The sequence below is a fragment of the Flavobacterium taihuense genome (assembly GCF_019351435.1).
Lineage (GTDB): Bacteria > Bacteroidota > Bacteroidia > Flavobacteriales > Flavobacteriaceae > Flavobacterium > Flavobacterium taihuense.
This window is the reverse complement of the sequence record NZ_JAHWYN010000007.1, coordinates 218149-231931: the sequence shown is the minus strand read 5'-3', so window position 1 is coordinate 231931 and position 13783 is coordinate 218149. Positions and strand designations below refer to the sequence as shown.

At 37.3% G+C, this 13783-nt stretch carries 11 protein-coding genes; 5 read left to right on the top strand and 6 right to left on the bottom strand.

Annotated features, from left to right (window positions below):
• Positions 1–71 precede the first annotated feature (71 nt).
• From KZH69_RS10335 to KZH69_RS10325, 3 genes are all read right to left on the bottom strand, one after another.
• Positions 72–386 carry a GIY-YIG nuclease family protein gene (locus tag KZH69_RS10335; protein ID WP_219317361.1) on the bottom strand — a complete coding sequence of 105 codons (315 nt, stop codon included), beginning with the start codon at positions 384–386 and terminating at the stop codon, positions 72–74.
• A gap of 184 nt (positions 387–570) precedes the next feature.
• The gene (locus KZH69_RS10330; RefSeq protein WP_219317360.1) at positions 571–1257 is read right to left on the bottom strand and encodes a response regulator transcription factor; all 687 of its coding nucleotides are present in this window, start codon (positions 1255–1257) and stop codon (positions 571–573) included.
• A complete protein-coding gene (locus tag KZH69_RS10325; protein ID WP_219317359.1) occupies positions 1258–2517 on the bottom strand; it encodes a sensor histidine kinase in 1260 nt (419 codons plus the stop codon).
• 147 nt (positions 2518–2664) lie between these two features.
• Between KZH69_RS10325 and KZH69_RS10320 the strand changes: the two genes are divergently transcribed.
• From KZH69_RS10320 to KZH69_RS10300, 5 genes are all read left to right on the top strand, one after another.
• Complete coding sequence (locus tag KZH69_RS10320; RefSeq protein WP_439649439.1) at positions 2665–3090, top strand: DUF1573 domain-containing protein; 426 nt, start codon at positions 2665–2667, stop codon at positions 3088–3090.
• A 554-nt stretch (positions 3091–3644) separates the two neighbouring features.
• Positions 3645–4748, top strand: coding sequence for an SGNH/GDSL hydrolase family protein (locus tag KZH69_RS10315; protein ID WP_219317357.1), 1104 nt, complete (start codon positions 3645–3647; stop codon positions 4746–4748).
• On the top strand, positions 4738–6117 hold the full coding sequence (locus tag KZH69_RS10310) for a sialate O-acetylesterase (RefSeq protein ID WP_219317356.1): 1380 nt from the start codon (positions 4738–4740) through the stop codon (positions 6115–6117). Before KZH69_RS10315 ends, KZH69_RS10310 begins: the two co-directional genes overlap by 11 nt.
• Before the next feature lie 269 nt (positions 6118–6386).
• The gene (bglX, locus tag KZH69_RS10305) at positions 6387–8681 is read left to right on the top strand and encodes a beta-glucosidase BglX (protein ID WP_219317355.1); all 2295 of its coding nucleotides are present in this window, start codon (positions 6387–6389) and stop codon (positions 8679–8681) included.
• Positions 8682–8874: 193 nt separating this feature from the next.
• The gene (locus tag KZH69_RS10300) at positions 8875–9831 is read left to right on the top strand and encodes an aldo/keto reductase (protein ID WP_219317354.1); all 957 of its coding nucleotides are present in this window, start codon (positions 8875–8877) and stop codon (positions 9829–9831) included.
• A gap of 35 nt (positions 9832–9866) precedes the next feature.
• Here KZH69_RS10300 and KZH69_RS10295 read toward each other — a convergent pair whose 3' ends face one another.
• The 3 genes from KZH69_RS10295 to KZH69_RS10285 all read right to left on the bottom strand — a co-directional run bounded on the left by KZH69_RS10295 (position 9867) and on the right by KZH69_RS10285 (position 13781).
• Positions 9867–11159 (bottom strand): glycoside hydrolase 5 family protein, encoded by a 1293-nt coding sequence (locus KZH69_RS10295; protein WP_219317353.1) that lies wholly within the window; start codon positions 11157–11159, stop codon positions 9867–9869.
• Positions 11160–11357: 198 nt separating this feature from the next.
• Positions 11358–12587, bottom strand: a complete 1230-nt coding sequence (locus KZH69_RS10290) for a glycoside hydrolase family 26 protein (protein ID WP_219317352.1) — start codon at positions 12585–12587, stop codon at positions 11358–11360.
• Between the two features lie 9 nt (positions 12588–12596).
• Positions 12597–13781: an AGE family epimerase/isomerase gene (locus tag KZH69_RS10285; RefSeq protein ID WP_219317351.1), complete on the bottom strand. Its 1185-nt coding sequence runs from the start codon at positions 13779–13781 to the stop codon at positions 12597–12599.
• Positions 13782–13783: the final 2 nt, after the last annotated feature.

Here is a 13783-nt window from a genome sequence, read left to right as displayed (position 1 = left end):
TTTGCCACACAGTTTCCGTACAAACTTGTCATTCCGACGGAGGAGGAATCTCCACAAGTAGCTCCACAATCTTATTCAAATAAGTAATTCAAAAAACATAGGTCAGGGTTGATTGTTTTGATGAGGTCTAATTTCTTTTCTCTTCTCCAGCCTTTTATTTCTTTTTCTCGTGCAATGGCTTCTTGAATCCAAGTAAACTTTTCATAGTAAAGCAAAAAGTGAACATTATAACTAGAGGCAAATGTTTTAGTTTTAGATATGATATTGTCTTTGTGTTGCTCTAAGCGTATTTTTAAATGATTTGTAACACCAGTATATAAAACAGTTTTTGCTTTATTGGTGATTATGTAAATGTAATAAGTATGATACCCTTCTTGAAATTGCATAGTACTAAAGTAGTGTTTTGTTTATAAATAAAACGCAAACATAATTCCATCGTTGGGAATGCCAATCTTGAGGGAAGGAAATACTGCTTGGAATAGATTGTGGAGATTCCTCCTCTGTCGGAATGACAAAAATGGGAGTAGACAATATTGAGAAATAGTATTATAGTAATTCTTCTTTTTAGCTTTACTCCGCTTTAAACCGAAACCCAATCCCGTGTAAATTCTCAATCGCTATTCCTTTTTCGTTTGCCAAAATTTTGCGCAAGCGGGAAATAAAAACATCGAGACTGCGTCCCATGAAATAATCATCGTCACCCCAAAGAGAGGTTAGGATTTGTTCTCGTTTTAAAACCACATTTTTATTGTCGAGGAATAATTTTAATAGATCGGCTTCGCGCTGGGTGAGCGGTATTTTTTCGGTTTCATTAAAAAGGATGAAATTTTTGGTGTCGAATTGGTATTTCCCGATTTCGTAGATTGATTTTTCAACCGAATTGTTTTTGCGGGAACGTCTTAGAAATATTTCAATTTTAAGGAGTAATTCTTCTATGCTAAAAGGCTTAACGAGATAATCATCGGCACCCAATCGAAGCCCTTTGATGCGGTCTTCTTTTAAGGTTTTGGCCGACAGGAAAATAATGGGAACATCGACATCGAGTTTCCTGATTTTGGTGGCCAGTTCAAATCCATCCATTTTTGGCATCATTATATCTAGAATACAAATGTCAAAACTTCCTTTTTTGAAGGCTTCAAAACCCGATTTCCCGTCTTCGCAATGCGTCACTTCATAGCGGTTTTGCTCCAAATTGTCTTTGGTCAGGAATGCTAAGGTGGCATCGTCTTCGGTGTACAATATTCGAACAGTACTCATTTAGTTTTGAGGAATTAAAAGTGAAAAGGTACAGCCTTTTTTGGGATTGCATTTTATGTTTATTTTCCAGTGGTGGAGGTCGCATACTTTCTTGGCATAGTACAAACCCAATCCAAAACCGTTGACTTCATTGCTTTTTTGACTCGGAATTCTATAAAATTTATCAAACACAAAGGGAATGTTTTTGGAATCAATTCCAATACCGTTATCGATAAAATCGAATTGTAGATACTTTCCAACTTTTGCAATAGCGATACAAATTTCGGGTTTGTTTTCGCTATATTTTATCGCATTATCGAGCAGGTTGTACACCAAATTGGTAAAGTGAAATTCGTCCGCTTCAATGGTTACGGTTGCTAAATCGGTTTTAATTTCGATTTGGGTTTCAGGATGTTTTAGGGTACTGTTTTCAATTACAGCTTCTAAAATCGGCAAAACATTCAGCGTTTTTTTATTCAATATTAACGGAGCATTATCCGATTTTGCAACGCTTAGAATTTTCTCGATATGCTGATTCAGCTTGTTGCTTTGGTCAATAATAATGTGCGTGTATTTTTCCAGTTTTTCATCTTGCAGAATTGGATTTTGTTTGATGAGGTAATTGGAAGCAATTAATATGGAGGACAAAGGCGTTTTGAATTCGTGGGTCATATTATTGATGAAATCACGTTGCAAGTCGGAGTATTTCTTTTGCTGTAAAAGCGTGAAAATGGAATAGACATAAACCAGTAAAATGACAATTAAAGCAATCGAAAGCACAAACCAAAACCGTAAGGAACTGAACAAATAACTCGTTTCATTTGGAAACCGAATAGCAAAATAATAGACCAAATTTTTGTGTTTGGGGAAATGTACAGAATGTTTGGTTTGTTTCTTTTCGGATAGCGAAATGTAGTTGCCATAGACCATTTCATCGCTTTGGCAATTGTACATGGCATACTCAAAATCGGTGGTGATGTTCATTTTCTTGAACTCGGATACGAGATAAAACTCTAAAATTTCGGGTTCAAAATCGTTATCGATATTGACAATATAATAATCATTGGAGATTTTCCGCACTGGATTTTTCCCAGGAAGTTCTTGATTGGTTCCTTGATACAATTTTTTGGCAACTTCCAGTAAGGCGACATGTGCTCTTTGACTGAATTTTTTTTCTTCAATACTAAAAGCTTCTTTCGTCCAAAGCAATTGCGCTACTAGGATTCCTATAATGGCGATTAACCCGATTAGGATGCTGCTATTGAGTTTGGTCAGTTTCATTATGTAATATTAATCAAAATTTGCTTGACTTTTCTGCATTAACAACTCGTTAACAAAGATTGAATACCGCTTAACAAAGGGGTTTGATTTTCTACTCTACTTTTGGATTATTAAAAAATGTAACCCATAAAACAAAATAATATGAAAATGATTAAAATTTCAATGTTGGCATTAACTCTAGGATTAATGTCATTTTCGGCCATCGAACCTGTAAAAGCAATAGTTTCAAAAGTAGCTATTGCAGCTTCTTCAATTGTATGGAAAAGTGAAAGCATAGATGTGGGTTCCATTCCTCAAAACACTCCAAAACCAATTGTTTTTGAATTCAAAAACACTGGAAAAACAGCTGTAATCGTTACCAATGTTCAAGGTTCTTGCGGATGTACAGCAACAGATTATACCAAAACGCCAATTGCTCCAGGAAAATCAGGAACCGTTACAGCTACCTACAATGCGGCTAATCCAGGTGGATTTACAAAAACAGTATCGGTAACTACAAATGCTGAAACAACTGTAAAAGTTTTGACTATAAAAGGAACTGTTGTTGCAGCGGCTACTGGAGTGAAAAGTTAATTTTTAAGATTAATTTTTGGAGCAGAACCATTAGGCATTTTCAGGAAGCATTAGTTCCCGCCATCATTCCAATCTTATGAGCTGAACCCCAGCTCACAAGGATTTTCCCTTCTGTCGGGGCTAAAAGAGAATATTTTGCTTTTTTGCCATTATTCAAAAAAACAGTAATTCAAGATTTAATACCATTAGTGGATATAAAATAGTCCAAAGATGCGAAGTTGTTTTTTTTCAAGACAATGATAAAAATCATTGCATAGCCTTCGCTACGGAATTATTTTTTGAGGAAGTATTGGAGAAAAAGAACAAGTAGATTGGTCTATTTTATATTTGCCAATGGTATAATTATCGTCAGCGGTTTCAATCGTTGGCATTTCAATAATCGAGTTCCCGATTTAAATAAGAAAGTATATGAAACCACCTCTTCAGGTGGTTTTTTTGTTTGCAAACAAGACTGTTGAAAATTTTTGATTATAGTTTGAAGAAATAGTATCGAATAGTAATTCACAATCAATTTATATTTGTTGTCTATACTATTACAAAAGTCCCAAAAGATTATGAATTGCCTAAAAAAATACCTTTTATTTTTATTCATTACCATTTCGTTCGTTTCTACTGCCCAAAAAAAGGTCGTAACCCAATCGCTTTTTGAATATAAGGGGAGAGTTGAAAAAATCCAAGATAATAAAGTGATGCTTATTGGTTCTGCTTCGTCTGTGTCATTTGATTTTAAAGGAAATTCCTGTACTATTTCCTTGCAAAGCATCGATTCTTGGGAACATCAAAACTATGTTTCCCTAGAACTCGACGGAAAATACATCGGACGAATACGAATCGAAAAAGGAACTGTACAATCTTTCCCAATTACAATTTCAAAAAGCAAAAAAGCACATCATCTTTCGATTTATAAAGCCACAGAAGCTACTACCGGCAGTGTTTTGTTTGCAGGAACGACGGCGAAATTGATAGCAAGTTCTGCTCCTCAAAAAAAGAAAAAAATTGAACTCATCGGTGATTCTATAACGTGTGGTTTTGGAAATGATGCTTCTGAAATTCCGTGTGGGAAGGGAGATTGGTTTGACCAGCACAATGCGTATTGGGCTTATGGGCCAGTGCTTGCAAGAGATTTAAATGCTGATTTTGTATTGAGTTCCGTTTCGGGATACGGAATGTACCGCAATTGGAATGATGAACATCTGGACGAAGCTATTATTCCCGATGTCTATGAAAATTTATACCTGAATAAAGATAAAACGAAACCGTATGATTTTGCTTTTCAACCCGATTTAGTAAGCATTTGTTTGGGAACCAATGATCTTTCTGACGGTGATGGCAAAAAAGCAAGATTGCCGTTTAATGAAGAGAAATACGTTTCGAATTATATTGATTTTATCAAAACGGTATACAAACACGCACCCAATACCCGAATTGTTTTGTTGAACAGTCCGATGGTTTCGGGAGAGCGAAATGTAACTTTGGTGAAATGCTTGAAAAAAGTGATTCAGGCTTTTGAAAACGACACCATTCATAAACCCATTGCCTTGTTTGAATTTCAACCAATGAGTCCAAAAGGCTGTGGCTATCATCCCGATATTGCAGATGATAAAGTAATGGCTGACCAATTAATTCCTTTCTTTAAAAAATTACTCGATGCAAAATAACATCTTTAGATTTGTTTTCTTACTGATAGTATCAAATACCGCTTTCGCAAATATTACGCTTCCGAATATCTTTTCGGATAGTATGGTTTTGCAACGAAATGCCGAAGTTGCCATTTGGGGCTGGGCAAATCCGCAGGAGGAAGTGGTGATTACGCCAAGTTGGAACAATGAAACTTATAAAATCAAAGCCAGTAATCAGGCTAAATGGGAGATTAATATTCCCACTCCAAAAGAGGGAGGACCTTACACGATTACGATAAAAGGATATAACGAAATTGTGTTGAAAAACATTTTGATTGGCGAAGTTTGGATTTGTTCCGGACAATCCAATATGGAAATGAACGCTAGTTGGGGAATTGAGAATGGCGATGAGGAAGTAAAAAATGCTACGAACCCAAATATTCGTTTGTTTTTGGTACCGAAATTAACGGCTACAACTCCCCAAAATAATATAGCAGGAACTTGGACAGCATGCACACCCGAAACAATGAAATATTTCAGTGCAGTGGGTTATTTTTTTGGAAAGCGTTTGCAGGAAGAATTGAAAAACGTGCCTATCGGTTTGATTTCGTCCAATTGGGGCGGAACACCAGCGGAGATTTGGATGCCAGAAGAAGTGATTCAAAACGATTCAGTTTTATTAGAATCGGCGAAAACTAGGAAAGAAGAAAGCTATGGTCCGAATCAGCCAGGACGTGCTTTTAATGCTATGATTTATCCGCTGACTCAATTTAAAATAGCTGGGGCGTTGTGGTACCAAGGCGAAAGTAACGTGGGGTCAGCGGTTTATGACAAAACACTGACGGCTTTAATTACTTCGTGGAGACAAGTATGGAAATATGATTTTCCGTTTTACTATGTTCAGATTGCGCCTTATAAATATGGAGAAGATCATTTTGGAGGTTCAATCATTCGCGATGCACAGCGAAAAGTTTTGCAGGAAGTTCCGAATACCGGAATGGTATTGACAAGCGACATTTCTACCCCTGAGGAGATTCATCCAAAAGACAAAAAATCGGTTGGGACTCGTTTGGCGAATTTGGCTTTGGTGAATACGTATAAAACCAATTCGGCATTGGTGAATGGCCCGCTTTATAAAGGAATTAAAGTTGAAAAAAGTAAAATAACAGTCATTTTTGATTATTCAGAAGGTTTGTATTTTAAAGACAAGAAAGCCGATTTGTTTGAAGTTGCAGGAACTGACAATGTATTCTATAAAGCGACTGCTGTAATCAAGAACAATACTGTCGTAGTACAATCGGATAAAGTAAAAATACCTGTGAAAGTGCGTTACGCTTGGAAGAATACGGATCAGTCGACTCTTTTCAATAAAGCAAATTTGCCTGCTTCGTCTTTTATGAGTAAATAGAGGAAGTCTCAGTTTTCATTCTCAGTTTTCAACCGATAATCATTGGGATATTTTTTGTCTATATTGTTTATAATGTAAATTATAATGTTTGCAGTCAATTCTGAAAAGTGTGACTGCGACTGAAAACTTGATAGATAAGGAGAAAAGATGTTGTAAGTGCGCGTAAGGGATAGCAGTGAAAATCCTCCCGATTTTTCTCGGGAGATTGTAACGGATAGCCCGACCCGACTTTTTCTGGAGGGATACGCCCAAAAAATAAATTACGAATTATGAAGAACAATACATTAATTATTGCAGGGATTTTTACCCTGATTACCACAGGAACTATGATTGCACAGAAAATACCACATTTAGACAAAACAAAACCCATTGAAGAACGTATCGATTTGTTGATGAAACAAATGACGCTGGAAGAGAAAGTCGGGCAAATGAACCAATACAACGGTTTTTGGGAAGTAACCGGCCCGGCTCCAAAAGGAGGAAATGCCGAACTGAAATACAAACATTTACGTGACGGTTGGGTAGGTTCGATGCTGTCGGTTCGTGGAGTGAAAGAAGTAAAAGCAGTTCAGAAAATTGCCGTTGAGGAAACCCGATTGGGAATTCCCTTAATTATTGGTTTTGACGTAATTCATGGATACAAAACTTTGAGTCCGATTCCGCTGGCTGAAGCGGCAAGTTGGGATATGGAAGCGATTAAGAAATCGGCTCAGGTGGCGGCAGACGAAGCTTCGGCATCTGGAATCAATTGGACTTTTGGTCCTAATGTCGACATTTCTCAGGATGCGCGTTGGGGACGCGTGATGGAAGGAGCGGGAGAAGACCCATATTTGGGAAGTAAAATTGCCATTGCCCGAATCACTGGTTTTCAAGGTGACACAAGAGCTGATTTGCAAAAAGTAAATACGATAGCAGCTTGTGCCAAACATTTTGCGGCGTACGGTTTTGCCGAATCGGGCAGGGACTATAATACAGTGGATATAAGCAATTCTAAATTGTACAATACGGTTTTGCCACCATTTAAAGCGGCGACGGATGCGGGTGTTCGTACGATGATGAATTCGTTTAATATTTTGAATGGAGTTCCTGCAACCGGAAATAGTTTTTTGCAAAGAGATATTCTAAAAGGCAAATGGAAATTTGACGGTTTTGTGGTTTCAGATTGGGCTTCGGTTCGGGAAATGATTGCTCACGGATTTGCCAAAGACGGTGCTGATGCTACTGCAAAAGCTGTAAACGCTGGTTCGGATATGGATATGGAGTCGCATTTGTATGTAGAAGAATTGGTAAAACTGGTCAAAGAAGGTAAAGTAAAAGAAGCCTTGGTTGACGATGCAGTTCGCAGAATTTTGCGAGTGAAATTTGAATTGGGATTGTTTGATGATCCGTACAAATATTGTGATGAAAAAAGAGAAAAAGCAACGATAGGCAACAAAGCGAATAACGATGCGGTTTTGGATATGGCCAAAAAATCGATTGTGTTGTTGAAAAACGAAAAGGGATTGCTTCCGCTAAAAAAATCCGGACAGAAAATTGCATTGATCGGAGCTTTGGCCAATGATAAAAACAGTCCTTTGGGAAGCTGGAGAATTGCTTCGGATGACAATACTGCAGTTTCGGTTCTCGAAGGCATGCAACAGTACAAAGACAATCAATTGACGTTTGAAAAAGGAGCTGACTTGATTTTAGGCAAAGCGGCTTTTGTGGATGAATTGGTTTTCAATACCACAGACAAAACCGGATTTGATGCGGCCAAAAAAGCAGCGGCAAATGCGGATGTAGTCGTGATGGTCATGGGAGAACACGGCTTCCAGTCGGGAGAGGGACGCAGTAGAACGAACCTGGATTTACCAAGCGTTCAACAGGAATTGTTGGAAGAAATATACAAAGTAAACCCAAATATTGTTTTGGTTTTAAACAACGGGAGACCATTAGCCTTGCCTTGGGCAGCAGAACATATTCCAACTATTATTGAGGCTTGGCATTTGGGAACACAAACGGGAAATGCCGTGGCTCAAGTGTTGTATGGAGATTACAATCCAAGTGGAAAATTGCCAATGTCTTTCCCTAGAAATGTAGGTCAAGTACCAATTTATTATAACAATTACAATACTGGAAGACCTGTAAACAGTGATAAAAATGTGTTTTGGTCGCATTATACCGATGTGGAGAAAACACCTTTGTACCCTTTCGGATTTGGGTTGAGCTACACTACTTTCGATTATAAAAATTTGCAAATAAACAGAACTGCTTTCGCAAAAGGGGAGCCAGTTGTAGTTTCGGTGGATATTACTAATACGGGTAATTATGATGGTAAAGAGGTCGCTCAATTGTACATCCAAGACGTTGCTGCGAGTTTGGCAAGACCCATAAAAGAATTAAAAGGTTTTGAATTGGTAACTCTCAAAAAGGGCGAAACCAAAACCGTAACGTTTACTTTGACTGACAAGGAATTAGGTTTCTTTGATAATGAAGGCAATTATTTGGTAGAATCAGGAGCTTTCAAAATTAGGATTGGAGGAAGCTCAGACACAGGTTTGGAAAGTGGTTTTGAATTGCAATAAGACCTCGTCTCAAATCGCTCCAAAAAAGAGGGAGAAGTAATTTTTCATTCTATTAATTCTATTCCACTTAATAGAATGGACTAATTTTAAACCCGATTTGTACTCAAAAACAAGTCGGGTTTATTTGTATTATAAATTTACGAATGCGAACTTTACCAATTATAAAATTAAATCAAACCTTAAAATTGATATAATGAAATACAATAGATGTGGAAAAAGCGGCTTACTATTGCCACAAATTTCGTTAGGATTATGGCATAATTTTGGTTCAGTTGATTCTTTTGAAAATGCCGAAAGTATTGCCAAAGCTGCTTTTGATAAAGGAATAACTCATTTTGATTTGGCCAACAATTACGGTCCGGTTCCGGGTTCGGCAGAGACTAATTTTGGGACTATTCTTAAAAATAATTTTAAGGGAAACCTTCGCGACGAAATCGTAATCACGACCAAAGCAGGTTACACGATGTGGGATGGACCTTATGGCGATTGGGGTTCCCGCAAGTATTTGTTGTCGAGTTTAGACCAAAGTTTGAAACGAATGAATTTGGAATATGTTGATATTTTCTATTCGCATCGTTTTGATCCTGAAACTCCTTTGGAAGAAACCATGATGGCGTTGGATCATGCTGTTCGTAGCGGAAAAGCATTATATGCCGGAATTTCAAATTACAATCCTGAGCAAACAAGGCAGGCTACTGAAATTCTGAAACGATTGGGGACGCCTTGTTTGATTCACCAAGTGAAATATTCGATGTTTGTAAGAACTCCTGAAGAAGGATTGCTTGATGTTCTAGAAGAAAAAGGGGTGGGCTGTATTGCTTTTTCACCTTTGGCACAAGGGCTTTTGACTGATAAATACCTAAAAGGAATTCCCGAAAATTCTCGTGCTCACAATCCAAACGGACATTTAAAAGAAGATGAGGTTTCGGCAGAAAGAATCCAGAAAATCATTCAATTGAATGAAATAGCGAAAGAAAGAAATCAGTCTCTGGCACAAATGGCGTTGGCTTGGTTACTGAAAGACAACAGAGTTACTTCGGTTTTGATTGGAGCCAGTTCTGTGGGACAATTAAACAATAATATTGATTCGTTGCAGAATTTAGCTTTCTCCAAAGAAGAATTAGTTGCAATACAAAACATTTTGGGATAATAATAAAGGGAGCAAATATAAATTTGCTCCCTTTATTATCTCAACATTAAATTATACTTTTTTACAATCTCTAAAGTCGATTTGTCCGCAGAAAAAACAGAGTTCAAACCCTGTGGTTCCTGTGGTGGGTCTGTGGTCAATGGATCACCGGGATTCCATTTTCCGTCTTTGTTAACCGCTTTTCCTTCACCGCCAAAACCCCAGAAATTGGCCGCTTGTAAGGCATCATTTCTTTTATGACTTTCCGCAACTCTTTGGAATATATAATTGTAAAAAATATCTCTGTTGATTACCGAAGCTGTTGCTGTTAGACCTTCATTTTCTCTTGGCAAACCAAATTCTTCAATGATGATGGGTTTTTTTAAATGATTGGCGACTTCAACGTGTAAGTCAATATATTTCCCAGCATTTTCTAGCGTTGCTGGTAATGTTTTTTCAGCATCGTCCGCTTTGTACCAATTCCAGTTTTTGGGCCAAATGTGCATGGTTAAATAATCAATATTCGGATTTGTATGTGTTCTTTCAAAAGTTTCCATGCTATCGTTCGAACTGTTTCTTCCTTCAGAACCAGTTGAAATCAAATGATTTTTGTCTAAACTATCCATCAAGTTGACAATATTGTTGAGCCAAACGGTAAATTTAGCCTCGTTTTCGGGAGTAAACGTGCGCGGTTCATTTCCCACTTGCCAAGCCATAATGGTATTGTCCTCGGTATATTTTCTTTTGGTATACTTATTTGTTCTTCCCAAAATAAATTTCACATGATTGTTCAACGCTTCCATGCAAGGCTCGCAACTGTGGAATTTCTCGGTATAACTCATAAACTGAGGCCAAGTGTTGGGTGGAATTGCTGGAACCGGAATTGCACCTTTTCCATTCCATTCCAAGTATTGCGACATCCCGCCAGACCATTCCCAGTTATTGGTCAAGTACAACACGGCGTACATCTTGCGTTTGCCCATTTCGGCAATTAAGAAATCCAAACCATCGAGTAAGTCTTGATCGTATTTTCCTTGTTCGTACTGCAAAGCTGGACGAACGGTATAATCGTATGTTCCGCCATCGCCCCCCACCAAAATTCGCAAGTTGTCAATACCGTATTTTTGCATTAAATCCAGTTCCCGAATCAATCTTTTTCGGTCGCCAATTTTCTTCGAAGCCAACAAACTTCCATACCAATAATTGGTTCCAATATAAGAATACGGTTTGTTCCCTTTGTAAAACTGAGTTCCTTTTACAGTGATTCTGGCTTGTTGTTTTTGGGCTTCACAAGTGATGCTTGCCAAACATAAAAGAGCCAAAACTATTTTTAAAACGGATTTCTTCATCGTTAATTAATTTCTTTAAGAGCTTTATTCTGTTATCCGCTGCAATCTTTTTTTGGTTAAAAAAACCTCAAAAAAGGATTTCCACTGCACACGAGCGAAGTGAACTGGCGAAGCAATCAGGGCTAGGGCATTTCGTTTACAATTTTATTTATTCAAATTTTAAAATCTTTACTTATATGCCTTATTTTTTTTAAAAACTTAATTCGGTAAAACATACATGCTAGGTAAGGTATTTACCAAAGCCGATTTGGATTTAGTTGAAAAAGTCTTAAAATCACCCGCATTTGAAGCCGTTGGTGTTGGAACATAATAGCCATCTTGACTGTTGTTCCAAAACATAACATAACTTATCTGAATGCTATTTGCTGTCAGTGCGCTATACAAATAAGTAGAAAACCAATTAGCAACTGGAGCAACAGTTGCCGTAACTCGATAACCGGTTTCGGTCATAGCGGCAATTTTAACTTTGCTTATTGCTAAGCCAGATAGCATTTTAAGTTTGGCATTGGCTTTGTCTGCTCCTGTTTGTCCAAGATTATTCAAGTCGCCATAATTGTCCATTCCTAAAACATCTACATAAGCATCACCAGGATACCTGCTCAAATAATTGGTTGAAGTAGCGTAGGAGTTATCGGGAGAAAAGGCATACAAAATGTTATGAACTCCTTTTGTATCTCTTAAATATTCTACGGTAAATTGATATGCAGCTATGTACTCTTCTGGTGAACAAAAATCGGCTCCCCACCAAAACCAGCTTCCGTCAAATTCATGAAACGGCCTAAAAATAATTGGAATCAATTCCCCTTTGGAGCCTTTTAAATTCGAAATGACACTAGCTATTTTATCCAGTTTTGTTTTGTACCAGGCATTATTTACACCACCGGGTAAAATACTCTTGAAAGCAGTTGTTTTTTGTTCCGTGGTCATATCAGCGGCATAAAAGCTGTCTTCTTTATTGGGTTCTCTGATGTGCCAAGAGAAAGTGTTGATCATGCCTTTGGCATACGCTTCTTTGGCATCATCGGTTATGATAATTTCCTGTTGGTAAAACCAATTGTTGGATTGACCATTATTGTTTTTGTCGGTAATAAACATAAAATCGGAACCCAAAAGCGCAGGTTCATACCCAGTTGTTTTTTTAATATCCGATTGTGCTGAAGAACCATTATTATAAAATCCATTAAAAGCATCTTGTTGACCAATTGCAAATTTGGTTTTAGCCAATTTCTTTAAGTTGAAAAATAAAGCAACCGTTTCGGCAGTGGCATTTTTGTCGACCATGTAGGTTTTTACGTTTTGTGTTGTTAACACATCAGTAACCACAACTGGTGGAATTACTACAACTGGATCGGGTGCTGGATCGTCTTTCGAACAACTGTTTAATGCAATTATTGAGCTGAAAACTATGGATTTAAGAAGGTTTTTCATCTTGTGTTTTTAAATTCGGTGAATTAATTCGATGCAAGCTCTGCTATTGTGATACGGACATTTCCAGAAACCAGCTTTGTCTTTTTTTATTTTGGAATAATCACCGTTGATACCCCAAAACCATTCTCCATTTTCCTTGTCAATGATGTGTTTTTGAGTGAAATCCCAATTTTTAAAAACGATATCTAAGTATTCTTGTTTCCCTGAAAGTTGCCAAGCCGTAAAGTAGCCAATCATTAGTTCAGCCTGAGGCCACCAATGTTTTTCGGCCATTAATTCTTTGGTTTCGGGATCGTATTCATACCATAATCCGCCGTCAGAGTCTATACCTTCTTTGGTGACATCCGCAATTTGAATAGCATGTTTCTTATAATTGGCGATTAATGTCGAATCTCCCGAAATTTCGGCACATTGTAACAAAAGCCAAGCTGCTTCAATATCGTGTCCATACGAAATAACATCTTTCTTTTCTACCCAATTTTCATCAAAAAACAATCGTAAATGACCTGTTTCGGTATTGATGAAGTATTTTTCGATGGTTTCTAATAATTCAATAATGACTTTTCGTAACGATTCGTCTTTCCAAACGGTATATAAATTGGCATATCCTTCAACGATATGCAAATGGGTATTCATTGTTTTCTTTTCGTTGGCATCTTTTTCGCTCAAGCGTAAATCTTCAATGGGTTGCCAGTCGCGGGTAAATGCTTCCAGATACCCACCATTTGAGGCATCATAACTGTATGTTTGAATTTTTTGATACAAAGCAATGGCTATTTTCAAAGCTTTTTCATCTTTGGCAACCGAATAATATTCGCTCAATCCATAAATAGCAAAGGACAATGCATAAATTTGGTTTTTGGTGTCTTTTGGTGTTCCATCATAATGGATACTCCAAAAAATGCCTCCAAATTCTTTGTCGTAAAAGTGTTCTGAAAGGTATTCAAAAGCTCGTTTTGCAGTGTCTAAATGTTCTTTGTTATTTGAAATTTTATAAGCTGCAGAAAAGGTCCATAGTAATCTTGCATTTAATACAGACCCTTTTTCTGCTTCATTATTTGTATTGTTATTGTAATCTATCTGACCAACGAAACCTCCATTTTTTCTATCAATAGTGTTTTCCATCCAATAGGAAAGAATACTTTGAAGCTCAAGCTTTAATTCTGTTTTTAGATTTTTTAAATCGGCTTGCACAA